Origin of the sequence: Modestobacter sp. VKM Ac-2977 (assembly GCF_026968045.1) — a bacterium.
Lineage (GTDB): Bacteria > Actinomycetota > Actinomycetes > Mycobacteriales > Geodermatophilaceae > Modestobacter.
Window position 1 is genome coordinate 1172167 of record NZ_JAPVBQ010000001.1, and the last position, 24706, is coordinate 1196872.

A 24706-nucleotide genomic window follows, 5' to 3' on the forward strand; every position below is an offset into this window, starting at 1 on the left:
TGCTCGGAACTCGCCTTTCCCGGCAGAGCGTCGCAGTGGGTCGACGGACCGTCCACACGCATTTCGGCAATCGTTCGATGTAGCTCGGGGGGTGTAGGCGCCTACACCTTTCGATGTACGTGTCTGCAGCTTTGAGGGGGCTTGACGGCGCGCAGTCGATGCGCAACGTGAGTCGATCGTTCGGCCATTTTACGAGTCTTGCGTGGGGCTGCCCTGCGCCCTACGTTGAGCCGCACTCGCATCGACTGCGGGTTCCATTCACGGCGCACAGCCCGCGCATTCTGGGAGTTCGAGTCATGAGCGATGCGATGACCGTCACCGACGTCCCACCCGTCAACTCAACGCGTGCCGACGGCGGCAGTCGGCCGCTGCTCCGTCGCGACGTCCTCATCGGCCAGACCGGGCAGGGGGCGTTCCTGCGCACCGCCGACGACGCCTTCGCACTCAAGGGCTCCTCGGTCTACCGGTGGATCGTCACGCTCGCGCCGGCGCTGGACGGGACACGGACGGTCGCCGAGTTGTCCGGGGGCCTGTCGGACGGCCAGGCGCGCATGGTGCTGCAACTCGTCCAGGCGTTGTTCGACCGGGGGTTCGCCCGCGACGCGGCGGTGGCCCTGCCGTCGTCGCTCGACGCGGAGGTCCTGGATCGGTACCGCACCCAGATCCGCTACGTCCAGCACTTCGTCGACGATGCGCCGGGTCGCTTCGAGCAGTTCGTGCTCACCCGGACGCTCGTCCTCGGCAGCGGCGCCTTCGCCCAGGCCGTCGCCGAGACGCTGGTGCAGAACGGGGCGGCCCGGGTCGACCTCGTCGGGGTGGCTCCGGAGTCGCCGTCGGCCGGGACCACCTGGCTCTCCGACGAGCAGGCCATGGACCACCTGGGCGACTACGACGTCGTGGTCGCGGCCACGGAGGACTCGTCGCTGCAGCGCATCGACCAGCTGGCCCGGCTCACCCAGCAGCTGGACTTCCAGCTGCTGCCCGTCATCGCGGTCGGCGGCCGGGCCTACGTCGGCCCCGTCGTCGAGCCCGGTCCCGGACCTGGCTGGGCCTCCTACCTGCACAGCGTGAGCGGCAATCTCGAGCCGGCGGAGGCAGCGGCGCTGTGGCAGGCGGTCGCCGGCGCCGATCCGGTGGGCGACCGAGGGCTGGGCAGCCCGCAGCTGGCCGCCATGTTGGGCGGGATGATCGGCTTCGAGGTCTTCCGCCTCCGGACCGGGTGCCTGCCCGCCGAGACGCAGGGTGGCGTTGTGGTGCAGAACCTGCTCACCCTGGACAGCACGGTGGAGGGGCTGGCCCCGCACCCCGCCGACCCCCTGGTGCCGGCCCCGGTCGGGACGGTGGACGTGGCGTGGCTCCGAGGGGAGCTGGACGGCGTCGACCGGGGGCACGACGGCTCCGACACCGCCGCCGAGCGCGCCGAGGCCGAGGGATACGTGGACATGATCCGCCCGTACACCGGCTTCCTGCGGGAGTTCGTCGACCTGCCCATCGACCAGTCCCCGCTCAAGGTGGGGCGTCTGGAGGTCAGCAACATCCGCACGTCCCGGGGTGGCGCGCCCACTCGGGTCGTCGTCAGCGACTTCGACGTGCACACGCCGCTCAAGGCGCGCACGCGTGCCGTCCTGCGCGCCGCTCTGGCGCACGTGGACACATGGGGGATGCAGCCCCACCGGGTGCTCGACCAGATCCCGGAGGTGCCGGTCCCGGCCTTCGCCACCTGGACCGGGACCGCCACCGGAGGTGGCAGCGGGTACGCGGTCCCGGCGGTCGACCTGGTGACCGGTGAGTCGACCACCGTGCCGGCCGAGGTGGTCCACCCGCTCTCCAGGGCGAACGCGCGGGGCGCTGTCGAGAGCTCTCCGGCCGGCTCCGGCGCCGGGACGACGCTGCCCGACGCGGTCGTGGCGGCGCTGCTCAGCAGCGTCACCCACCGGGCACTGCGCGCGGTGGCCGCCGGGCGTGGCCCGGTCGCCCAGGTCGACGTGCACCGGCCGGGCGGCGGTGACCTGTTGCAGTTCCTGCTCAGCTCCGCCGGCCACCTCGACCTCGACCTGCGCGTGCTCGACATCAGCCTCGACGGGCTGGGGAGCACCGTCCTCGCCCACGTCGTGCGGGTCGGTGGCGAGCCGGCGTGGACGGCAGCGACCGACACCAGCCTGGAGCGTGCGCTGGTGGTGGCCCTGCGGGAGCTGGTCGGGCGCGAGCAGCTCCGCCGGGCGGTGGACGACCACGATGTCGACCACACGCCGCCCCTGGTCCAGGACCTGGACCCGCGGCGGCTCGTGCCGACGGCTCCGGGCGTGGCCCTGGACGACGCCACGTCCTCGTGCGCGGTGAGCGAGCTGCTGGCGGGCCTGTCCACGACCGGGCAGGTCCTGGTCACCGTCACCACCACGCCGGACCTGAGTGGAGCAGGCATCCACACCGCCCGGGTCATGGTGGCCGACGGCGTGCCCGGGTCGTGAGCTCGGCGAGCGGACCCGCTCGTCGGCAGCCCACCTGAGGAGGAAGGAGGAACGCCATGACCGGTGGCATCGCGCACGAGCTCCTGGACCTGGAGATCGAGACGTTCGAGGTGCTCGAGCTGGTCGACGTGGTCGAGGACATGGCCGCGTGGTCGAGCTGCTCGACGTCCAGCTGCTGTTCGACGTCCAGCTGCAGTTGCGGGAGCACCACGAGCTGCAGCTGTTCCAGCTGCGGATGAGCGAATGGCCGCAGGCCATTCCGTGAACGGCCTGCGGCCATTCGCGGTCGACGGCGGCGGAACTCGTCGCCACGATTCCATCGAGAGGAGGTGTGCCGTGGACCATTCCCTGAACGGGGAACTGCTGGAACTCGAGAGCGAGACATTCGAGGTCCTGGAGATCTCTGACGTGACAGAGGACATGGCTGCGTGGTCGAGCTGTTCGACCTCCAGCTGCTGTTCGACATCGAGTTCCAGCTGTGGCAGCACGACCAGTTGCAGTTGCAGCTGCAACTCGACCGCCAGTTGCGCCTGACGGCGCTGGTGCCCGGTCCGGCGACGGCGTCCGTGCACCGTTCCCACCCGTTTCCCACACGTCCTGAGAGGAGTGACACCTGATGAACACCGACAACATCGCCAACGAGCTCGTGCAGCTGGAGGCCGAGGTCTTCGAGGTCATGGACATCGCCGACACCGGCAACAACATGGACGGCGCGACCAGCACGTCCAGCTGTGCGTGCAGCACCACGAGCTGTTGCAGCTGCTCCACGTCGAGCTGCTGCGGCTGCACGTCGAGCAGTTGCGGCTCGACGAGCAGCTGCGCCTGATGCACAGCGGTCCTGCCAGCGTCCCTGCCCGAACCGAGAGGAGGTGAGGTCCATGGACGCCGACGACATCGGCAACGAGCTCGTGCAGCTGGAGGCCGAGGTCTTCGAGGTCATGGACATCGCCGACACCGGCAACGACATGGACGGCGCGACCAGCACGTCGAGCTGTGCGTGCAGCACCACGAGCTGTTGCAGCTGTTCCACGTCGGGCTGTTGCGGCTGTACGTCCAGCAGTTGTTCGTCCACCAGCAGCTGCGCCTGATCCCTGCAGGCGCGGCTGCTGGTGTCTCGGCCACTCCGCCCGGCATGACGGGCGGAAAGGGTGGGCCCCAGCACTCGGCGTGACGCCAGTTCACGCCGAGGTGGGGCCCACCCGGTCCCCACCGCGACGTCTACGCCGCAGTCGTCTCAGTCAAGGATACGAGGAGCCCGTTCGTGATCACGGAACAGTCCCACCGCCCGGTCGTCGGCGAGCGCGTGTGGAGCGCGGCGGTGCCCGTCGAGCCGGCTGCGCCCCGGCTGCACTACGAGGCCCTCGGCGTCGAGGACGTCCTGGACCGGGTGACCGGCCGGCGCCGGCTGACGCGGCTGGAGGAGACGGACGCGGACGTGGTCGTGTTCGTACGGGGGAGCGAGGCGCTGGTGGCGCCGCCGCTGCAGTTCCCTGGCGCCTGCCACCACTGCCTCGAACGCCGGTGGCAGCACCTGCGTGGGGAGGACGAGCGCAATGCGCTGGAGCGTGGGGTGCCCTTCACCCAGGTGGAGCCGCTCGGCCCCTTCCTGACCCCGCTGGCCCGCCGACGGGTCGAGGACGTGGTGCGAGCGGCACTGGTGTCCGGTGGCGGGGCGTGGCCGACCTCCGAGGCCGGCGCCCCCTACGTCTACGTGGTGGGGCTGACCTCGCTGCGGGTGGTGCGGCACGCGCTCGCGCAGGACGCCGAGTGCCCGCGCTGTGACCTGCTCGTGGAGGACACCGCCGAGGGGGCGCGGATCCAGTTCTCCTCACGGCCGAAGCCGCAGCCCGACGCCACCCGGCTGACCGGCATCCACGACTACCCACTGGACCTGGACACCTACAGCAACCCGGTGTGCGGCGTCCTGGGTTCCGTGGCCGGGCACGCCTTCGACAGCACCACCACCGCACCGGTCACCGGCTACACCAGGATCCGTGGCGACCACAGCCTGCACGAGTTCTTCTGGAGCGGGCACGCGGACAACTTCGCCGACAGCCACGTCCTCGGGGTGCTGGAGGGCCTGGAGCGGCACGCGGGTCTCCGCGAGCGCCGGATCCGGCCGACGGTCGTGGAGACCTACGCCAACGTGCGCGACCACGCGTTGGACCCCCGTTCGGTGGGGCTGTACCCGGACCGCTTCTACGAGCTGATCGGACCGCGCTTCACCGCGTTCAGCGAGGACCTGGAGATCCCCTGGGTGTGGGCCTGGTCGGTGCGACAGCAGCGTCCCCTGCTGGTGCCCCACGCGTTCGTCTACTACCTGCTGCGTGAGGACCGGCCCAACTTCGTCCAGGACTGCTCCAACGGCTGTGCCACGGGCAGCTGCCTGGAGGAGGCGACCCTCTACGGGCTGCTGGAGCTCCTCGAGCGCGACGCCTTCCTCCTGGCCTGGTACGGCAGGGCGTCCCTGCCGGAGATCGACGTGGACACGTGCCGATCCCGGGAGACGCGGATGATGGTCGACCGGCTCCGGCTGGTGGGGTACGACGTGCGGCTGTTCGACAACCGCATCGACTTCCCCGTCCCGACGGTCACGGCCGTCGCCGTCCGCCGGGACGGTGGGCTGGGCACGCTGTGCTTCGCGGCGGGGTCGTCGCTCGACCCGGAGGACGCGGTGCGGGCCGCGCTGTGCGAGATCGCCTCGTACGTGCCGAGCTTCCCGGAGCGGGTCGCCGAGAACCTCGACCTGGTGCGGGCCATGCAGACCGACTTCTACCAGGTCCGCGAGCTCAAGCACCATGCGCTGCTGTTCGGTGTGCCGGAGATGGCGCACCACGCGGACTTCCTGCTCGACCCGCCGGCCGGGGTGGTCAAGCGGTCCATGGCGGACACCTACCGCGACTGGGAGACCCAGCGCCCACGGACCGGCGACCTGCGCGACGACCTCGACTTCCTCCTCCGCGCCCTCGCCGACCGGGGGATGGACGTGATCGTCGCCGACCAGACGTCCGCCGAGGAGCGGGTCGTGGGGCTGAGCACGGTGGCCACGATCGTGCCCGGGCTGGTCCCCATCGACTTCGGCTGGACGATGCAGCGCGCGCTCACCATGCGCCGGCTGCGCACCGTCTTCCAGGAGGTCGGCTGGCGGGACGACGAGCTCGGCCAGGCCGAGCTGAACATGATCCCGCACCCCTTCCCCTGACCCCTCCCGCGGACCTCGTGCCCCAGTTCCTGCCCCCGCGACCGTCGACGTACCGGAGCCCCCGATGTCCCAGGTGAAGAGCTACATCCACGACATAGTGCGGCGCGCCCGAGTGCCGATGGAGCCCACCGACCACGTGGTCGACTGGATGGACCAGCCGCGCCGGCACAAGGTCTACCCGGGCCGGGTGCGGCTGGACCTGGCCGCCGGTGACGGGCCGGCAGGACGCACCCTCGAGCAGACCCTGGTCGAGGGGCCGGCTGAGGAGCGGCCCTTCACCCTCGACCTGCTCGGCCGCCTGCTGTGGAACTCCTACGCGGTCACCGGCCGCCGGCTGGCCATCCACCGCAACGACGACGTCCCGGCGCAGCCGACGTACACCCGGGCCACCTGGTCCAGGGCCACGGCCGGGGGCGGCGGGCTCTACCCGCTGGAGGTCTACTGGGCCGCAGGCCCCTCCGCCGGGGTGCTGCCGGGCCTCTACAACTACACCAGCGCTCACCACGGCCTCACCCGCATCGCGGTCGGGGACGTCACGGGCCGGGTGCGCGACGCGCTGCCCCCCGGGCACGAGCAGACCGACCAGTTCCTGCTCATCACGGTGAAGTTCTGGAAGAACGCCTTCAAGTACAACAGCTTCTGCCAGCACGTGGTGCAGACCGACGTCGGCACGCTGCTGGGGTCCTGGCGTCTGTGGGGGGCCGGCCACGGCCTGCCGGTCGCCCCGGCCTTCTGGTTCGACGAGCCCTGCCTGGACGACCTGCTGGGCATCGACGGCATGGCCGAGAGCGTCTTCGCGGTGGTCCCGCTGCCCTGGGTGCGGGCGGCCGGTGGCGCCCAGGAGACCTCCGCGGGGATCTTCCGTGGCCCGATCGACAACGTGGACGCCGAGCGCTCGAGGACGGTCGAGTCCTTCGAGTCCGTCGAGGCGATCCAGCGCGAGATGCTCGCGATCACGACGCCACCGGACCCGGTCGCCGAGCTGCCAGCGCCCCGGCGAGGCGTTCCCGGCGCACCCGGCGTCCCGCTGCCACCGCCCACCCGGCTCGACGTGCCGGTGAGCCGGGCACTGCACCAGCGGCGCAGCAGCTTCGGCCGCTTCGACGCCTCCACCCCGCTGTCGCAGGCGGACCTGCACGGCCTCCTGCGCGCCGGGGTGCACGGCGCCCGGTCCCTCGACGTGGAAGGGCGCAGCCCGCAGCCGCTCCTGGGCCAGACCGTCTTCGTCAACCACGTCGAGGACCTGGACCCGGGGGTCTACGACTACGACCCCGAGGACCGCGTGCTGCGACCGACGTACCTGGGCGAGGTCGGCGGGTTCTGCCAGCGCAACTACTTCCTGACGAACTACAACCTCGAGCAGGCGGCCGTCGTGCACGTCGTCCGCAGTCCGGTCACCGCGGTGATCGACGCGCTCGGCCCGCGGGGCTACCGGCTGCTCAACGCCAGCCTCGGCGCGATGTCGCAGCACGTGTACACCGCTGCGGCCGCGCTGGGGCTCGGCTGCGGTGCGGCGCTCGGGTTCGACAACGTCTCCTTTGCCGAGGTCATGGGCACCGCCTCGCTCGAGGGCTCGGACGACGACGAGTGGCCCCTGCTCATCCACATGCTCGGACACGAGGTCCGGCCCGGCGCGGAGCTCTGGGCGCGCCTCCCCGCACGCGAGGCACTCACGGAGGAACTGCGATGACCGTCCTGGACCGGCGCGCTGCCGTCGTCAACCCCGACTTCGTGACCCGGACCGCCGGGCTCCCGTACCGCGTGGTCGAGGGGCTGCACAGTCCCCGGGCGGCGGCCTGGGCGAGGCAGGTGGTCGAGCTCGACGGCTCGCTGGCCGCCACGGCGACCGAGCTGTCCGACGGGCTCCAGGAGGCCATCGGCGGCAACGACGACCCCAGGGTCCGCCGGGACCTCATCGCCCTCCGGCGGGACGTGCACAACCTCCGGGTGCCCCGTCGTCCCGAGTCGCTGGTCGCCTCCCTCGCGACGCTGGACGACGGGCTCGCCGCCCGGGCCCAGGCCTGGCTGGCGTGCGCCGCGCAGCGGGCGGAGCTGATCGTCCAGGGGCCGGGCCTGCTCTCCGCCGACCAGGCTGCGGCCCGGGCCCACCTGACCCAGATCGCGCAGGACGGGCGCTTCCAGCGTGGCCTGATGGTCGCCTCCCCGGACCTGGACGCGCAGCTGGCCGATCTGCTCCAGGCGGGCGACGGCCGGCTCTCCAAGCGGGCTCGGCGCCAGGAACGTTCGCTGGTCCGGTACGTCTACCGGACGGCGTGCAAGACGAGCCCGTTCAGCTCCCTCACGTCGGTCGCGCTGGGCACCTTCACGTCAGGGACCGACGAGGTCATCACGTCGGAGGGCTCCCTGCAGGACCTGGTCGGGCACGTCCGGCTCAACATCGGCGTCCTCCCGCGTCTGGTGGAGGCGATCCGGCGGCACGACCAGCACAAGCTCGACCTGCCGGTGCAGCTGGTCTCCGGCTGGCGGCGGCACGCCTCCCGGGTCCGGTACGTCCGCCGGCAGCGCAGCGTGGGCGACCCGGATGCCGCGGTCACCATCGACACGATGCAGGACCAGCTGTTCTTCCTGTCCTCGGGCGCCTTCATGACGACGCTGCTGGAGCTGTTCACCGAGGTGCCGGCGATGCCCCTCGGCGAGGTCCGCACCGAGCTGGAACGGCGTCTGCACGGGCGGGTCACGGCCGAGGACGTCGTCCGCTTCGTCGACACCCTGGTCCGGCTGGACCTGCTGGTCGTGCCGGAACTGCGGGTGGACCTGCACGCCGACGACCCGGTGGCGGCCTTCCAGCAGGGCCTGCGGGCGCTGCACCTGCCGTGGACCGCAGACCTGCTCGCGGCCCTGGACCGGGTGCGTGCGCTGACCGCCGAGTTCGGGTCGGCGACACCGGCGAGGCGCCGGGTGCTGGTCTCCCTGGTGCGGTCGGAGCTGACCCAGCAGCTCCGCGACCTCGGGGCGGAGGACCTGGAGGTGCCCCGGGCGCTGCTCTACGAGGACACCTCCCCGCGGGGGCTGGTCACCCGCGCCTCGGCCGAGGTGTTCACCGACCGGTTCGCCCCGGACCTGGAGCGCATCTCCCGCATCCTGCCGTGCTTCGACGCGCTGCTGCCCCAGCGGCACCTGCTGCGGGCGTTCTTCCGCATCCGGTTCGGCACGGCCGGGGTGTGCCACGACCTGATCAAGTTCGTGCACGACTTCCACCTGGACATCTTCGACGAGTACCTCAAGACCTCGGTCGGACAGGGCGGTCCGGACGACGACGGGATGCCGGCCCCCCTGCCGAACTGGCTCGACATCCCCGAGGTCGCCCAGCTGGACCGGGGCCGGCGGGAGCTGGTCCTGGCGATGCGCGAGGCCTACGCCGGGCACGAGGAGTCCGATCCCGAGCTGGTCCTGCCGTCGGGCTTCTTCGAGCGCGTCGCGGCCGCGCTGCCGGCGGACATCGAGGAGCTCGACCCGCGCAGCTTCTTCGCCCAGTTCGCCGGGGCGGGCCCGGACGCCCGGCTGGTCATGAACCGCACCTACACCGGGCTGACGCTGCTGTTCTCCCGCTTCGCGCACTGCCTGGACGAGGCCGCCGAGGAGCGGGAGAGCGTCGTCCGGCGGTTGCGCGAGCACCTCCTGGACCTGCAGCCGGAGGGGGCGGTCTTCGCCGAGATGACCGGTGGCATCGACACCTCCAACCTCAACCTGCACCCGGCTGTGACGCCCTACGAGCTCGTCTCCCCCGGGGACTCCAGCTCGCGGCCGCGAGCCGAGCAGATCAACGTCGACGAACTGCAGGTCCGGCACGACCCGGACACCGACACGGTGCAGCTGTTCGAACCGCGGCTGGGCAAGCGGGTGATCCCCGTCTACCTCGGCTTCCTCATGCCGTTCGCGCTCTCCGACGTCCAGCGGACCCTGCTGCTGTTCTCCTTCCAGCGGATGGCCCAGCTCGACCTGTGGACCGGGACCGACAAGCCCCTGGGGGACCGGGAGATCGCCTCGCACCCGAGGGTGCGGCACGGGGACGTCGTCCTGGTCCGCAAGACGTGGAAGACCGACCCCCGCCGGCTGCCCCAGCCGACCGGTCTGAGCGACGCCGAGTGGTACCTGGAGTGGCAGCGCTGGCGCAGCCGGCACGACGTGCCCCGGCACGTCTTCGCCACCCTGTCCGCCGGCGGCGAGGTCGAGCAGGAACCCGACCACGGTCCCGACGCCCACGACGTGGCGAAGCCCGGCGCGACGCGCGGCAAGCCGCAGTACGTCGACTTCGAGAGCCACTACTGCCTGGCGCTGCTCAAGGAGATGGTCCAGCAGGGGGCGTCGCGGCTGGTGCTCACCGAGATGCTGCCTGGCCCGGGCGACCTGTGGGTCGACTCGCCGGACGGCGCGCACGTGTCCGAACAGACCATCGAGATGACGTTCACGCGGAGGGCATGACATGACGCTGACGACGGACCTGGCCGCTCAGGACGACCGGGCGGCCGAGCCGCGGGTCGACCCGGGCTGGGTGGCGCTCCACGTGTACTACAGCAGCAACTCCAACCCGCTGCTCGAGGAGATGGTCAAGCCGCTGGTCGACCGGCTCCGGTCCCAGGGGCTGATCGACGGCTGGTTCTTCATCCGGTACTGGATGGAGGGCCCGCACATCCGGTTGCGGCTGCACCCCCGCGACCCGGCCGACCGGGAGCTCGTCCTGGCCCTGGCCGGGGAGGCGGTGGGGGCCTACATGCGCCATCGGCCGGCGCTGTACCGGCTGGACCCGCAGGTGCTCGGTCCGCTGTACAAGGACATGTTCCTGATGGAGTACACCGAGGAGGACTGGACCCGGACGTACGGCGAGAACGGCACCATGCCGATGCAGGACACCAACACCTGGGACCTGCGGGACTACGAGCCGGAGTACGTGAAGTACGGCGGGCCGCGCGGCGTCCGGATCGCGGAGGGCCACTTCGAGCGCTCCAGCGACCTGGTCCTGGAGCTGGTCGCGTCCACGAACATGCACGTCCGCAACATCGTGTTCGGGCTCGCCGTGCAGGTGATGACCGTGACCACGGCCGTCTTCCTCGGGGAGCGGGCGGAGATGGCGTCCTTCCTGCGCATGTACCAGCGGGTCTGGGAGGGCACCTTCCTGCCGCAGGACAGTGCGACCAGGGACGGGTTCGAGAGCAACTACCTGGCCATGGCGCCGGCGCTGGCAGAGCGGCTGGGGACCCTGCAGGCAGCGGTGGCCGGCGAGGACGCCTCCCGGCTCTCCGGCTTCCTGCGGCCCTGGTACGAGCACTGCACCGACCTGCGGGCACAGGTCGCGGACGCTTGCGCCAGGGGCGAGCTGGTCTTCCCCACCGACTACGGCCGCGGGGACCGGGTGACCAGCCGCGACCTGCCGACGTGCCTGCGCTCGCTGCTGGTCCCGTTCCTGCACATGACGAACAACCGGCTGGGCGTCTCGATCGTCGACGAGGTGTACCTCGCCCACCTGCTCGCCCGCACGATGGACGCGGCCGAGCAGTGACCATCGACCAGCAGGAGGTCGGCCACCTCGCCGACGCCGACGAGGTCGTCCCGCCCCGGTTGCACCCGGCCGTCCAGGTCAGCCCGCCGGTGCTCCGGTCGGGACGCCCCGTCCACGTGCTCAAGGACACCCGGGTCGGGGGGCTCTACCGGGTCGGTGAGCGAGAGGCGTTCATCGCCGGCCGCCTCGACGGGGTGCGCACCCTGGGCCAGATCGACGCCGAGTACCGCCGGCAGTTCCACCGGGCGCTGGGCCCGGACTCGTGGCGGCAGATCTTCACCCTGCTGGGGGCCCGCTCGCTGCTGGACGACGGCCGGGCCGACGCGATCGTGCTGGACCAGCTCCGCACGTCCGCCCGGCGCCTGGAACGCGAGCAGTACGGCCTGCTCAGCCGCCGGTGGTCCGTCGCCGACCCGAGCCCGTTCCTGGACGCGGTGGTGCGGCGACTGCCGGTCCTGACCCGGCGTCCGACGGTGGCCGCCCTGTCGGTGCTGGTCACCGTCATGGCCGTGCACGTCCTGGTCTCCTGGCCTGGTCTGTGGCGGGACTACCAGGAGACCTGGCGGGAGCACACCGCCTACGGCCTGGCCTCCCTGGCGGTCGTCGTCCTCTCCCTCCTGGTCCACGAGCTCTGCCACGGGCTCGCGACGCATGCGCTGGGCGGCAGCTGCCGGGAGATGGGGCTGGCCTGGCGGTTCCCGCTGGTGACGCTCTACAGCCGGGTGGACGACGTCACCTTCATGCCGACGCGCGCGCAGCGGGTCACCGTGAGCCTCATCGGGGTGGTCGGCCAGCTGGTCGTCCTGCTGCCCTTCTGGGTGGTCGTGCTGGTGGCCGAGGGTGGGCCGGTGCGGCACCTGGCGGTCAGCGTGGTGGTGACCGGCACGATGGCGTCGCTGGTGAACCTGGTGCCCTTCCTGCACCTGGACGGCGAGAAGGCGCTCAGCCACGGCCTCGGCCTGTGGGACATCAGCACCGAGACCGCGTTCCACGCCCGCCGGCTCCTCAGCCGTCCGGGAGACCGGGCGCCGTCCCTGGCCTCGCGCGGCCAGCGGACGGCGATGGCCGCCTACGGAGCCGCGGTGGTCCTCGTCGGTGGTGCGCTGCTGCTGTGGACGGCGTTGCGCTGGTACGACCTGGTCGGCAGTTCGCTGTCCACTCTGCAGCTGGTGCTGCAGGCGGCCGTCGTGCTGCTGGTCTGGTCCGCGATCGCCGGGCTCCGGCTCCGGGGACGACGGACGCCGGCGACCGCCGGCCGGCACGCCGGCGAGGGCCGGCCGTGACCGCGGTGGCGGGGCCCAGGGTCGAGGTGCCCGCGGAGAGCCGGGTGGACGAGGCCCTCCCGTGGCGGCTGGCGGGCCTGGAGGCCGGCGAACAGGTGGAGGTGGGCCTGCAGGCGGAGGACGGCGACCTGGTCACCTGGTGCTCCCGGGCGTGGTTCACCGTGGCCGAGGACGGCACCGTCGACGCGGCACGGCAGGGCCCGGACCGGGGCTCCTACGACGGGATCGACACCACCGGGCTGCTCTGGGCGCTCACGACGGGGGAGCGCAGCCTGCCGCCCGCCTTCTTCCGGAAGGGCAGGCCGACGCCGATCAGCTACCGACTGGAGGTCCGCAGGGACGGCGACGTCGTCGCCACCGCCGGCTTCCTCCGGCACTTCGGCTCCGACACGGTGGTCGGCGAACCGCTCTCGCTCCCCGACCCGGTCGGCACCCTGATGCGCGCGCGCACCGGTGCACCAGCGCCCGGGGTGCTGTTGTGGTCGGGGTCGGACGGCGGCCAGCTCGACCACGCCGCCATGCTCCTCGCCGCCCAGGGCTACACGGTGCTGTCGCTGGCCCTGTTCGGCGTCGAGGACCGGCCGAAGGGGCTGGAGCGGATCGATCTGGGGTACGTCGACGCGGCGATCACCTGGCTGCTGGACCACGAGAGCACGGTCGGGGACGAGGTGGCCCTGGTGAGCCTCTCCCGCGGGGCGGAGCTGGCGCTGCAGGTGGCCGCGGACGACCCCAGGGTCGGTGCCGTGGTCGCCGGTGCTCCGTCGTCGGTGCGACAGCCGGGGATCAAGCCGAACTCGATGGACTTCTCACTGCCCGCGTGGGAGCGGGACGGCGAGCCGCTGCCGTTCCTGGCGAGCAGCGTGAAGCCGCGGGACTGGCTCGGGGTGATGGGCGCGTTCGTCCGGCGGCGCCCGATGCGTCAGGTGGAGGGCTTCCGGCGGCGGATGCGGGACGCCGCGCTGGTCCAGCAGGCGTCGATCGAGGTGGAGCGCTGTCGTGGTCCACTGATGCTCCTGGCCGGCGAGGAGGACCAGCTGTGGCCGTCCGGTGAGTACGTCGATCGCATCGAGCAGCGGCTGGCCGACCACGGGTGGGCCGGCCGGCTGGAGGTCGTCCGGAGCCCGGGCGTGGGCCACTTCGTCTGCTTCCCCTACGCGCTGCCCTCGCTCCCGCCGATGACCGCCATCGCCCCGTCGGCGTCCTTCAGCATCGACTTCGGCGGGTCGCCGGCGGCGCACGCGGCAGCAGCCGGGGCAAACTGGCACCGTCAGCTCGACTTCCTGGGGAGCTGGGCGCACCAGGTCTCCCCGACGCCGGTGACCTCGAGGGAAGGGCGGCCACGATGACGGCAGCGGTGGAGTGCGCGGGGGTCGGCAAGACCTTCGCCGGGGGGCAGGTGGCCCTGCGCGACGTGGACCTGGTGATCCCGGCAGGCACGGTGCACGGCCTGGTCGGCCAGAACGGGGCGGGCAAGACCACGCTGATGAAGATCCTGACGGGCACGGTGGTCGCGACCGCCGGCCAGACGCGGGTGCTGGGGCGGCCGGCGGGCCATGCCACGGTGGCCGCCCGGGTGGGGTCGCTCATCGAGGAGCCGGCCTTCTACCCCTACCTCAGCGGGCGCCAGAACCTCGAGGTGCTGGGCCGGTACTTCGGCGTCGGGGCGGCGGAGGTCGATCAGCGGCTGGACCAGGTGGGGCTGGGTGAGCGCGCGTCCTCGCCGTTCGGCGGCTACTCGCTGGGGATGAAGCAGCGACTGGGCATCGCCGCGGCGCTGCTGGGGGACCCGGAGCTGCTGGTGCTCGACGAGCCGACCAACGGCCTGGACCCGCACGCCATCGTCCAGCTGCGGGAGCTGATCGCCCAGCTGCGCGTCGACGGCCGCACCGTGCTGGTCTCCAGTCACCTGCTCGCCGAGGTGGAGCAGATGTGCGAGATGGTGACGATCATCCACGAGGGGGCCGTCATCCAGGAGGGCACCGTGAGCCAGATCCGGTCGATGCTGAGCCCCGGCAGCCACCTGGTCGTCGAGGTCGACGACGCGGGATCGGCGACGACCGTGCTCAGCGGCCTGCCCGGTCTCGTCGACGTCCAGCAGGTGGCACCGGGCACCCTCGTGGTGCAGGCCGGCGACGTCTCACCGGGCGAGATCACCCGCGCCCTGGTGCGCGCCGATGTCGCGGTGCTGGCCGTGCACGAGCAGGAGACCTCTCTGGAGGACCTGTACCTCGAACTGACGCGGGGGACCACCTCCGGGCAGGCGATCAAGGCCAGGAGAACGTGATGGTGCTGGAGACCCGGACGACGACGTCGGGCACGACCCGGGCCGCGGCGAGGACCGGCTTCCTGAGGTGCCTGGGCGCCGAGCTGTTCAGCGCCCGCCGGCGACCGGGGGTGCGGATCGCAGCCCTGCTCTGGGGGCTGCAGATCGCCGTCTTCGCCTACGCGGCGCAGTACCTGGTGTACCGGTCGATGGGCGAGGACCTCGAGGCCGGGCAGTCGGCCGCGATGCTGGCCGCCATGCAGCCCGAGCAGCTGGGCGCGTATGCCGCGGCGTCGGTGCCGGGGTACGGCATCCCGGTGTTCGTCGTGCTGGGCGCCCTCGTCGCCGCGGGGGACTACCGCTGGGGGGTCCTGCGGGCGATCCTCGTCCGGTTCCCCGCCCGGGGGACCCTGCTGGCCGCGCGCTGGGTCTGTCTCCAGGTGCTCACCCTGGTGCTCAACGTGGTCGGGTTCCTGGTGGCGCTGGTGGGGACGGCCGCCGTCGCGGTCAGCGAGGGTGGCTCGCCGACCGTGCCTTCCCTGGGCTCGGTCGTCGTCCCGTTCCTGACCAGCTGGCTGATCATGGTCGGGTACTCCACGGTGGGCTTCACACTCGGCATCGTGCTGCGCAGCGTCATGGCCGCTGCGCTGTGCGCGCTGGGTTGGCTGGTGGCCGTGGAACTGCTGTTGATCGGCTCGCTGGCCGGTGCCATGCGCGGCTTCGAGCTGCTCCAGCACGTCCTGCTGACGGCGAACGCGGGCTCGCTCGTCAGCGCGCTGGCCAACACCGACCGGGTCGCCGGGACGGGGCTCCCGGGCCTCGCCTCGGTCAACGGCCCGGGTCTGGCGGCTCTCGTCGTCCTGGCGTGGACCGTCGTGGGACTGGTGACGTCGATCGTGGTCTTCCGGCGCCGCGACGTGCCCTGACCCGTTCCTGCGCCGGGCGGGCAGCCGCTCGGCGCCGGCGCACTCCGCTCACCGGCGAGGTGGCCCGGGTGCGTGTCCACAGGGCGCCCCGCGAGACCGATCCGTCCCCTCACAGTCACGGGACTCAATCGTCCGATGGCTGGTCAACGGGGGTGTCGTGCCGGCTCCGAGCAGTGCTGTCGACCTCGTCGACGGCGAGGTCCGCGAGCTCATCCGCAGGCGAGGTCTCGACCCGTTCACCGATCCGGCACCCGTGCGGCTGCTGGTCCGTGACGTCGTCGCCGACTACGCCGAGCGGTCGCTGTCCTCCGCGCTGCCGCCGGTCGGTGACCCCGAGGGTGTGGCCCGTGACGTGCTCGACCGGGTGGCCGGGTACGGGCCCCTGCAGCGGTGGCTGGACGACCCCGAGGTCGAGGAGATCTGGGTCAACGAGCCGGGCCGGGTGTTCGTCGCCCGCCGTGGGCGCAGTGAGCTGACGACGACGATCCTGGGCGCCGGGCAGCTGGCGGACCTGGTCGAGCGGATGCTGCGCAGCTCGGGCCGGCGGATCGACATGTCCACCCCGTTCGTCGACGCGATGCTGCCCGACGGTTCGCGGCTCCACGTCGTCATCCCGGACGTGACCCGCCGGGTCATGGCGGTCAACATCCGGGAGTTCGTGCTCCAGGCGCACTCGCTCGACGAGCTGGTGGCGCTGGGCACGCTGACCTCGCAGGTGGCCCGCTTCCTGGAGGCCTCGGTCGCCGCGGGGCTCAACATCCTGGTCTCCGGTGGCACCCAGGCCGGCAAGACCACGATGCTGAACTGCCTGTGCGCGGCGGTCCCGGCCCGCGAGCGGGTGGTCACCTGTGAAGAGGTCTTCGAGCTCCGGAGCCCGCCCTCGCTGCGCATCATCGCTACTCGAACGAGTGCTCCGGCCCTGGGAAGGCGCCCTGGCGGACCTCGGTTGCGTACTCCTGGGCGGCCTTGAGCAGCTCGCCGCGCAGGTCGGCGTACTTCTTCACGAACTTCGGCACCCGTCCGGAGGTCATCCCGGCCATGTCCGGCCAGACGAGCACCTGGGCGTCGCAGTCCGGTCCGGCCCCGATGCCGATCGTGGGGATGGCCAGCTCCTTGGTGACCTGCCCGGCGATCTCGGCCGGCACCATCTCCATGACGACGGCGAACGCGCCGGCGTCCTGCACCGCGTGGGCGTCGCCGAGCAGCTGCTCGGCCCCGGCGCCGCGGCCCTGCACCCGGAAACCGCCCAGGGCGTGCTCGCTCTGCGGGGTGAAGCCGATGTGCGCCATCACCGGGATGCCGGCCTCGGTCAGCAGCCGGATCTGCGGCGCCACCCGGACGCCGCCCTCCAGCTTGACCGCCTGGGCGCCGCCCTCCTTCATCATCCGCACCGCGGTGTCGAAGGCCTGCTGCGGACCGGACTCGTAGCTGCCGAACGGCAGGTCGGCGACGATGAGCGAGCGCTTGGTGGAGCGGGTGACCGCCCGGGTCATCAGCAGCAGGTCCTCCACCGTCACCTGCACGGTCGAGGTGTGCCCCAGGACGACGTTGCCCGCGGAGTCACCGACCAGCAGCACCGGGATGCCGGCCTCCTCGAACACCGCCGCCGCGTAGGTGTCGTAGGCGGTGAGCATCGCCCACTTCTCACCGCGCTCCTTGGCCTGCTGCAGGTGGTGCACGCGGACCCGGGCGGTGGTGGTGCCGCCGTAGAGGGGGGACTCGGTCATCGGGCCGCTCCTTCGCGGACGCTGGGCAGGCTCTCCCGCCAGCGGTTGGTGATCGGCAGCCGGCGGTCCCGGCCGAACGCCTTGAGCGAGATCTTGGTGCCCGGTGCGGACTGGCGGCGCTTGAACTCCGCCAGGTCGACCAGCCGCAGCACCCGGGCCACCACCTCGGGGTCGTGGCCGCGCTCGAGCAGCTGGGCCAGCCCCAGGTCACGGTCGACGTAGTCGGCGATGACGGCGTCCAGCTCCTCGTAGGAGGGCAGCGAGTCGCTGTCCTGCTGCCCGGGGGCGAGCTCGGCCGACGGCGGCTTGTCGATGGAGTTCTGCGGGATCGGCTCCACCTGGCCGCGGTCCCGGGCGTGGGCGTTGCGCCACCGGGCGAGGTCCCAGACGAGGGTCTTCAGCACGTCCTTGATCGGGGCGAAGCCACCGGCCGCGTCGCCGTAGAGCGTGGAGTAGCCGACGGCGACCTCGCTCTTGTTGCTGGTGGCCAGCAGCAGGTGGCCGTGCTGGTTGGACAGCCCCATCAGCAGCGTCCCGCGCACCCGGGCCTGGACGTTCTCCGCGGCGACGCCGGACAGCTCCACCGCCTCCTCGAACGCCGTCACGACCGGGGCGATCGGGACGACGGAGTAGTGCATGCCCAGGCGCTCCGCCGAGTCCGCGGCGTCGGCCAGGGAGTGCTCGCTGGACCACCGCGAGGGCAGCCCGACGCCGACCACCCGGTCGGCGCCGAGGGCGTCGACGGCGAGCGCGGCCACCACCGCCGAGTCGATGCCGCCGGACATGCCGAGCACCACCGAGGGCATGCCGTTCTTGTCGATGAAGTCGCGCAGCCCCAGTACCAGGGCCCGCCAGACCTCCTCGCAGTCGCTCAGCGGCTCGGCCACCGTGCCCGGCTGCGCCGGGTAGGCGGCCACCGGCTGCTCGGACACCAGGTGCCGGGTGACCGTCATCGGGCCGATCCGGCCCTCCCGTCGCACCGGGACGGCCGCCGGGTCCACCGTCAGGTCGACGGTGAGCAGGTGCTCGACGAACTGCGGGGCGCGGGCGAGCAGCTCGCCGGCGGCGGAGACGGCCAGCGAGTCGCCGTCGAAGACCAGCTCATCCTGGCCGCCCACCTGGTTGCAGTAGACGATCGGGGCGTTCGCCTCCGCGGCGCGGCGCTGGACCAGCGGCAGCCGCAGGTCGTCCTTGGCGCGCTCGTAGGGGGAGGCGTTGGGGGAGACGACGAGGTCGACGCCGGCCTGCCCGGCCACCCCGCACGGGCCGCCCTCGACCCACAGGTCCTCGCAGACGGTCAGCGCGACGTCGACGCCGTGCAGCCGCACGATCGGCAGCTCGGTGCCGGGCACGAAGTAGCGGGCCTCGTCGAAGACGCCGTAGTTGGGCAGGTGGCGCTTGTGGTACCGGGCCACGACCTCCCCGCCGTGCAGCAGGGCCGCGGCGTTGCGCGGGGCACCGCGGCGGGGGTTGGCGTCGCCGGGGGCGTCGTCGGCGTCGGTCGGGATCTCGTCCACCGGGGCGGGGCCGGCCCCCTCGGTGTGCGCCAGGTAGCCGACGACGACGGCGGTGCCGCCCAGGCCCTGCTCGGCCAGCGTGCCCGCCAGCTCGACCAGCGTCTGCTCGCTGGCCCGGGCGAAGGACTCGCGGAGCACCAGGTCCTCGGCCGGGTAGCCGGTCAGCGTCATCTCCGGGAACACCACGAGGTGGGCATCGCGGCCGGCCGCCCGCCGGGTCCACTCGACGACCAGCTCCGCGTTGCCCGCGAGGTCGCCGACCCGGGTGTCGACCTGGGCCAGGGCCACCCGCAACTGCCGCGCCGACTCCGCCGTCCGTTGCTGATCACTCACACCGGAGAGTGTGGTCGCCGCGCCGCCCGGTCGCCCAGGTGGGGACTCCCCGGGCCGGTGTGGTTCACGCCACATGCGCGGCAGCGTGTGACCGGTCCGGGGTGCCAGTTCCGCCCGGCCCCTCCGAGGGGGCAGGCTGGGGCCCACGTAACACCGCTGTCACGACGGGAGTGGAGCATGGCGAGCATGGACCGCCAGCAGGAGTTCGTCCTGCGCACCCTGGAGGAGCGCGACATCCGCTTCGTGCGGCTGTGGTTCACCGACGTCTCCGGCTACCTCAAGGCCGTCGCGGTGGCCCCGGCCGAGATCGAGGCTGCGTTCGCGGAGGGCATCGGCTTCGACGGCTCGGCGATCGAGGGCTTCGCCCGGGTCTACGAGTCCGACATGCTGGCCAAGCCCGACCCGGGCACCTTCCAGGTCATGCCGGGCTCGCGCGGGCAGGCCAGCGAGACCGCGCGGATGTTCTGCGACATCACGCTGCCCGACGGTTCGCCTGCCTGGGCCGACCCGCGGCACGTGCTGCGGCGGGCGCTGAGCAAGGCCGCCGACATGGGGTTCACCTTCTACACCCACCCCGAGATCGAGTTCTTCCTGCTCAAGGACCTGCCCAGCGACGGCACGCCCCCCGAGCCGGCCGACGTCGGCGGCTACTTCGACCTCTCCACGCACAACGTGGCGCACGACTTCCGTCGGGAGGCGGTCTTCGCGCTGGAGGCGATGGGCATCTCGGTGGAGTTCAGCCACCACGAGGTCGCCCCCGGCCAGCAGGAGATCGACCTGCGGTACGCCGACGCGCTGTCGATGGCCGACAACATCATGACGCTGCGGCACGTCGTCCGGGAGGTGGCGCTGGCCCAGGGCGTGCACGCGACCTTCATGCCCAAGCCCTTCACCGAGCTGGCCGGCTCGGCGATGCACACCCACCTGTCGCTGTTCGAGGGCGACCGCAACGCCTTCCACGACCCGGCCGACCCGATGCGGCTGTCGACCACCGGCAAGCAGTTCATCGCCGGGCTGCTCACCCACGCCCGGGAGATGACCGCAATCACCAACCAGACGGTCAACTCCTACCGGCGGCTGCTGGCCGGCACCGAGGCACCCACGGCGGCGACCTGGGGCCGGGCCAACCGGTCGGCGCTGGTGCGGCTGCCCTCCTACAAGCCGAACAAGGGCAACTCCGCCCGGGTCGAGGTCCGCTCGCCGGACTCGGCGTGCAACCCCTACCTCACCTTCGCGGTGCTGCTGGCCGCCGGCCTGCGCGGCATCGAGAAGGGCTACGAGCTGCCGCCCGAAGCCGAGGACGACGTCTGGTCGCTCACCGACACCGAGCGGCGGGCGGCCGGGTACGAGGACCTGCCGGTCTCCCTCGGTGAGGCGCTCACCGCGATGCAGGGCAGCGAGCTCGTCGCCGAGACCCTGGGGGAGCACGTCTTCGACTTCTTCCTGCGCAACAAGTGGGAGGAGTTCAACTCCTACCGGCAGAACGTCACCCCCTTCGAGCTCAAGCGCTACCTCCCCGGCTTGTAGAAGGACCCCCTCGCCCCCCAGGCCTCGCAAGCTCGGCCGGGTCCCTGCGAGGGGGCCGTTCCAGTCCAGACCTGACGGCGCTCACTACGCTGCGAACATGGCCCGTCTGCTCGTCGTCGTCCCCTCTGACACCGACCCGCCGACCCGGCTGGGGGAGTGGTTGCGGGAGGCCGGGCTGGAGCTCGACGAGCGGCGGCTGTCCGGCGGTGAGCCGCTGCCGGCGGACCTGACCGGGTTCGACGGGCTGCTGGTGATGGGCGGCCCGCAGTCGTCGCTGGACGACGAGCAGACCTCCCCGGAGCTGGTCGGCGTGCGGCACCTGCTGGCCCAGGCGGTCGCGGCCGACGTGCCGACCCTGGCGATCTGCCTGGGTGCCCAGCTGCTGGCCCAGGTCGGCGGCGGCAGCACCCAGGTCGGCGCCGACGGTCCGGAGGTGGGGGCGACGCTGGTGGCCAAGCGGGACGCCGCGGACGCCGACCCGCTGTTCGCGCCGCTGCCGCTGTCGCCGGATGTGCTCCAGTGGCACCACGACGAGATCGACCGGCTGCCGGCCGGCGCGACCCTGCTGGCCAGCAACCCGCGGTACCAGCACCAGGCCTACCGGGTCGGTGAGCACGTCTACGGCCTGCAGTTCCACATCGAGACCGACCCGGCGCTGGTGCGGCAGTGGGCCGACGGCGATGCGGTCGGGGTGGCCAGCAGCGGCCTGGACGTCGAGACCATCTGCGCCCGCGCGACCGCCGTGCACCCGGACCTCGCCGAGGTCTGGGCGCCCTTCGCGGCCCGGTTCGCCGACCTGGTGCGCGCTCGCGCCACCACCGGGGGCTGACGGTGGCGGCCGCTCCGCAGCTCGACGACGAGGTGCCCCGCCGCGCCGTCGTCCGGCTGGTGCGCTTCGGCTTCGACGACGGCGCCCGGGTGGCCCGGCTGCTGGCCTCCCCGGAGCTGGGCCTGTGGGACCTGGAGCGCAACGAGCCGGCCGACCCCGAGGCCGCGCCGGTGGTCTCTGCGCTGGCCCGCGCCGGGGACCCGGACCTCGCCGTCCGCTCGCTGGCCCGGCTGGTGGAGGCCCTCGACGCCGCCGACTCCGACGGCGAGCTCGCCGCCGCCCTGCTGGCCCGGCTGCGCGGCTCGTCGACGGTCCGCTCCCGGCTGCTCGCCGTGCTGGGTGCCTCTGCCGGTCTCGCCGACCACCTGGCCGCCCACCCGACGGACTGGGTGGTGCTGGACACCGAGGACCGCACCGCCCGCCCCAGCCCGCAGGAGCTCGAGCAGCAGCTGCTCTTCGCCGTCGGGGCCGACCCGCACGACCCGCCGTGGGGAGTGCGGCTGGGCACCGCCGCGCCCGACGCCGACCCCGCCCGGGTCCGCGACCTCCGGCACGCCCACCTGCGCGCCGTCCTCTCGCTGGCCGGCCGCGACCTCGGCGACGGGCTGCCCGCCGACGAGGTGGCCGCCGAGCTGTCGGACATCGCCGGAGCCGTGCTCACCGCCGGCCTCGCCCTGGCCCTCGCCGAGCAGCCGGCCGACGCCACCCCGTGCCGGCTGGCCGTCATCGCGCTGGGCAAGTGCGGTGGCCGGGAGCTGAACTACGTGAGCGACGTCGACGTGGTCTTCGTGGCCGAGCCCGTCGAGGGGGAGGACGACGCCGCGGCGACGGCCAGCGCGGCGCGGGTGGCCAGTGCGCTGATGCGGATCTGCGGGCAGGCCGCCTGGGAGGTGGACGCGGCGCTGCGCCCGGACGGCAAGGCCGGTGCGCTGGTGCGCACGGTGGCCGGGCACCGCGCCTACTACGACCAGTGGGCCAGCACCTGGGAGTTCCAGGCCCTGCTCAAGATGCGGCCGGTGGCCGGGGACCCCGACCTGGGCCGGGAGTACGTGGACGAGATCTGGCCACTGGTCTGGAAGGCCGGGGACCGCCCCGGCTTCGTCGCGGAGATCCAGGCGATGCGCCGCCGGGTGGAGCAGAACATCCCGGCCGCCCAGGCCGAGCGGCAGCTCAAGCTCGGCCGCGGTGGGCTCCGCGACGTCGAGTTCAGCGTCCAGCTGCTGCAGCTGGTGCACGGCCGCGCCGACGTCTCGCTGCGCGCCGGCGGCACGATCCCCGCGCTGACCGTCCTCGGTGCCGGTGGGTACATCGGGCGGGAGGACGCCGCCACGCTGATCGCCTCCTACCGCTTCCTGCGCACCGTCGAGCACCGGCTGCAGCTGCTGCGGCTGCGGCGCACCCACCTGCTCCCGGTCGCCGGTGACCAGCTGCGCTGGCTGGCCCGCTCGCTGGGCTACAAGCCCGACGACCGCGGCGACTCGGTCGCCGTCCTGCAGGCGGAGCTGGGGCTGCACACCCGGGTGGTGCGCCGGCTGCACGAGAAGCTCTTCTACCGGCCGCTGCTGTCCTCGGTCGCCCGGGTGCCGGGTGAGCAGCTGCAGCTGGGCCCGAAGGCAGCGGGGGAGTGGCTGCGCGCGCTCGGCTTCGCGGACTCCGACGGCGCGCTGCGGCACCTCACCGCGCTCACCGGTGGACTGAGCCGGTCGGCATCGATGCAGCGCTACCTGCTGCCGGTGCTGCTGCAGACCTTCGCCTCCTGCGCCGACCCCGACGCCGGGCTGCTCGCCTACCGCAAGGTCAGCGAGGCGCTGGGCAACGACCAGTGGTTCTTGCGGCTGCTGCGGGACGAGGGGCAGGCCGCCGAGCGGCTGGCCGTGCTGCTGGGCTCCAGCCAGTACGTCGCCGGCCTGCTGACCCGGACGCCGGAGGCGATGCGGATCCTCGCCGACGACGCCCAGCTGGAGCCCCGCAGCGCCGACGCGCTCACCTCGGCGTGGCGGCAGGCGGTGGCCCGGGCCGACAACCCGAGCGCCGGCGTACAGGTGCTGCGGTCGCTGCGCCGCCAGGAGCTGCTGCGGATCGCCTGCGCCGACCTGCTCGGCCGGCTGGACGTGCTCCGGGTCGGCCAGGCCCTGTACGACGTCGCGGTGGCCACGCTGCGCGCCGGCCTGGACGCCGCCGTGCGCAGCTGGGCCGCCGAGACCGGGCTGGCGGTCGCCGACGTCCCGGTCGACGTCGCGGTCATCGGGATGGGCCGGCTGGGCGGCGGCGAGCTGGGCTACGGCTCGGACGCCGACGTCCTCTTCGTGCACCGCGTCCGCCCGGGTGCGGACGAGGGCCGGGCCACGTCGGCGGCCACCGCCATCGCGCACGCCCTGCGCCGGCTGCTGAGCGAACCCGCGCCCGACCCGGCCTTCGAGGTGGACGCCAACCTGCGTCCCGAGGGCCGCCAGGGCGCGATGTCGCGGAGCCTGAGCGCATTCGCCGAGTACTACGAGCGCTGGGTCTCCACCTGGGAGGTGCAGGCGCTGCTGCGCGCGGAGCCGGTGGCCGGGGACGAGGCGCTGGGCCGGGAGTTCGTGGCGCTGATCGACCCGCTGCGCTACCCGGCCGCTGGGCTGTCCATCGAGCAGGTGGCCGAGATCCGCCGGATCAAGGCCCGGGTGGACAGCGAGCGGCTGCCCCGTGGCGCCGACCCGGCCACGCACACCAAGCTCGGCCGGGGCGGGCTGGCCGACGTGGAGTGGACCGCGCAGCTGCTCCAGCTGCAGCACGCCGCGACGCACCCGGCGCTGCGGGTCACCGGCACGGTGGCGGCCCTGGAGGCGCTGGGGGAGGCCGGTCTGCTGGACGCCGAGCAGCGGGACGCGCTGCGGTCGGCGTGGGAGCTGGCCAGCCGGGCGCGCAACGCCGTCTTCCTGGTCCGTGGTCGGCCGGGGGACCAGCTGCCCCGGCAGGGGCTGGAGCTGAGCGGGGTGGCCCGGGCGTGCGGCTACGGGCCGGAGACCGACGCCGGTCAGTTCCTCGACGAGTACCGGCGGGTCACCCGGCACGCGCGCACGGTCGTGGAGCGCGTCTTCTACGGCCACACCGACGAGGGGTGAGCGGGCGGA

Annotated in this window: 18 protein-coding genes and 1 pseudogene; 17 read left to right on the forward strand and 2 right to left on the reverse strand. The window is 72.8% G+C overall.

Features of this window, described 5'->3' with window-relative positions; genetic code table 11:
* Nucleotides 1–296: 296 nt before the first annotated feature.
* The 14 genes and pseudogenes from O2V63_RS05745 to O2V63_RS05805 all read left to right on the forward strand — a co-directional run bounded on the left by O2V63_RS05745 (nucleotide 297) and on the right by O2V63_RS05805 (nucleotide 16630).
* Nucleotides 297–2468 carry a YcaO-like family protein gene (locus tag O2V63_RS05745; RefSeq protein ID WP_269166586.1) on the forward strand — a complete coding sequence of 724 codons (2172 nt, stop codon included), beginning with the start codon at nucleotides 297–299 and terminating at the stop codon, nucleotides 2466–2468.
* 56 nt (nucleotides 2469–2524) lie between these two features.
* Nucleotides 2525–2605: pseudogene (locus O2V63_RS20790) on the forward strand (hypothetical protein); the annotation flags it as partial.
* 291 nt (nucleotides 2606–2896) lie between these two features.
* Complete coding sequence (locus O2V63_RS05750; RefSeq protein WP_269166587.1) at nucleotides 2897–3085, forward strand: hypothetical protein; 189 nt, start codon at nucleotides 2897–2899, stop codon at nucleotides 3083–3085.
* The gene (locus O2V63_RS05755) at nucleotides 3085–3294 is read left to right on the forward strand and encodes a thiazolylpeptide-type bacteriocin (RefSeq protein ID WP_269166589.1); all 210 of its coding nucleotides are present in this window, start codon (nucleotides 3085–3087) and stop codon (nucleotides 3292–3294) included. Before O2V63_RS05750 ends, O2V63_RS05755 begins: the two co-directional genes overlap by 1 nt.
* A 52-nt stretch (nucleotides 3295–3346) precedes the next feature.
* A complete protein-coding gene (locus tag O2V63_RS05760) occupies nucleotides 3347–3556 on the forward strand; it encodes a hypothetical protein (protein ID WP_269166591.1) in 210 nt (69 codons plus the stop codon).
* Nucleotides 3557–3729: 173 nt separating this feature from the next.
* Complete coding sequence (locus tag O2V63_RS05765; protein ID WP_269166592.1) at nucleotides 3730–5670, forward strand: TOMM precursor leader peptide-binding protein; 1941 nt, start codon at nucleotides 3730–3732, stop codon at nucleotides 5668–5670.
* A gap of 64 nt (nucleotides 5671–5734) precedes the next feature.
* Entirely contained in the window at nucleotides 5735–7360 is a 1626-nt protein-coding gene (locus O2V63_RS05770; protein WP_269166593.1) for a nitroreductase family protein, read from the forward strand.
* Nucleotides 7357–10113 (forward strand): lantibiotic dehydratase, encoded by a 2757-nt coding sequence (locus O2V63_RS05775; protein WP_269166594.1) that lies wholly within the window; start codon nucleotides 7357–7359, stop codon nucleotides 10111–10113. Before O2V63_RS05770 ends, O2V63_RS05775 begins: the two co-directional genes overlap by 4 nt.
* Nucleotide 10114: 1 nt before the next feature.
* On the forward strand, nucleotides 10115–11188 hold the full coding sequence (locus O2V63_RS05780; protein WP_269166595.1) for a thiopeptide-type bacteriocin biosynthesis protein: 1074 nt from the start codon (nucleotides 10115–10117) through the stop codon (nucleotides 11186–11188).
* The gene (locus tag O2V63_RS05785; RefSeq protein ID WP_269166596.1) at nucleotides 11185–12471 is read left to right on the forward strand and encodes a hypothetical protein; all 1287 of its coding nucleotides are present in this window, start codon (nucleotides 11185–11187) and stop codon (nucleotides 12469–12471) included. The genes O2V63_RS05780 and O2V63_RS05785 overlap by 4 nt, the downstream gene beginning before the upstream one ends.
* Nucleotides 12468–13817, forward strand: a complete 1350-nt coding sequence (locus O2V63_RS05790; protein ID WP_269166597.1) for an acyl-CoA thioesterase/bile acid-CoA:amino acid N-acyltransferase family protein — start codon at nucleotides 12468–12470, stop codon at nucleotides 13815–13817. Before O2V63_RS05785 ends, O2V63_RS05790 begins: the two co-directional genes overlap by 4 nt.
* Complete coding sequence (locus tag O2V63_RS05795) at nucleotides 13814–14755, forward strand: ABC transporter ATP-binding protein (protein ID WP_269166598.1); 942 nt, start codon at nucleotides 13814–13816, stop codon at nucleotides 14753–14755. The genes O2V63_RS05790 and O2V63_RS05795 overlap by 4 nt, the downstream gene beginning before the upstream one ends.
* A complete protein-coding gene (locus O2V63_RS05800) occupies nucleotides 14755–15660 on the forward strand; it encodes an ABC transporter permease subunit (RefSeq protein ID WP_269166599.1) in 906 nt (301 codons plus the stop codon). The genes O2V63_RS05795 and O2V63_RS05800 overlap by 1 nt, the downstream gene beginning before the upstream one ends.
* Before the next feature lie 157 nt (nucleotides 15661–15817).
* A complete protein-coding gene (locus O2V63_RS05805; protein ID WP_269166600.1) occupies nucleotides 15818–16630 on the forward strand; it encodes a CpaF family protein in 813 nt (270 codons plus the stop codon).
* Here O2V63_RS05805 and panB read toward each other — a convergent pair.
* On the reverse strand, nucleotides 16557–17387 hold the full coding sequence (gene panB / locus O2V63_RS05810; RefSeq protein ID WP_269166601.1) for a 3-methyl-2-oxobutanoate hydroxymethyltransferase: 831 nt from the start codon (nucleotides 17385–17387) through the stop codon (nucleotides 16557–16559). The genes O2V63_RS05805 and panB overlap by 74 nt on opposite strands.
* Nucleotides 17384–19237, reverse strand: coding sequence for an NAD+ synthase (locus O2V63_RS05815; RefSeq protein ID WP_269166602.1), 1854 nt, complete (start codon nucleotides 19235–19237; stop codon nucleotides 17384–17386). The genes panB and O2V63_RS05815 overlap by 4 nt, the downstream gene beginning before the upstream one ends.
* 177 nt (nucleotides 19238–19414) lie before the next feature.
* On the opposite strand from O2V63_RS05815, the gene O2V63_RS05820 reads away from it, so the two are divergent.
* The 3 genes from O2V63_RS05820 (at nucleotide 19415) to O2V63_RS05830 (ending at nucleotide 24697) form a co-directional block, all read left to right on the forward strand.
* Complete coding sequence (locus O2V63_RS05820; protein ID WP_269166604.1) at nucleotides 19415–20764, forward strand: glutamine synthetase family protein; 1350 nt, start codon at nucleotides 19415–19417, stop codon at nucleotides 20762–20764.
* A 97-nt stretch (nucleotides 20765–20861) separates the two neighbouring features.
* Nucleotides 20862–21593, forward strand: a complete 732-nt coding sequence (locus O2V63_RS05825) for a type 1 glutamine amidotransferase (protein ID WP_269166605.1) — start codon at nucleotides 20862–20864, stop codon at nucleotides 21591–21593.
* Nucleotides 21594–21595: 2 nt separating this feature from the next.
* Nucleotides 21596–24697 carry a bifunctional [glutamine synthetase] adenylyltransferase/[glutamine synthetase]-adenylyl-L-tyrosine phosphorylase gene (locus O2V63_RS05830; RefSeq protein WP_269166606.1) on the forward strand — a complete coding sequence of 1034 codons (3102 nt, stop codon included), beginning with the start codon at nucleotides 21596–21598 and terminating at the stop codon, nucleotides 24695–24697.
* Nucleotides 24698–24706: the final 9 nt, after the last annotated feature.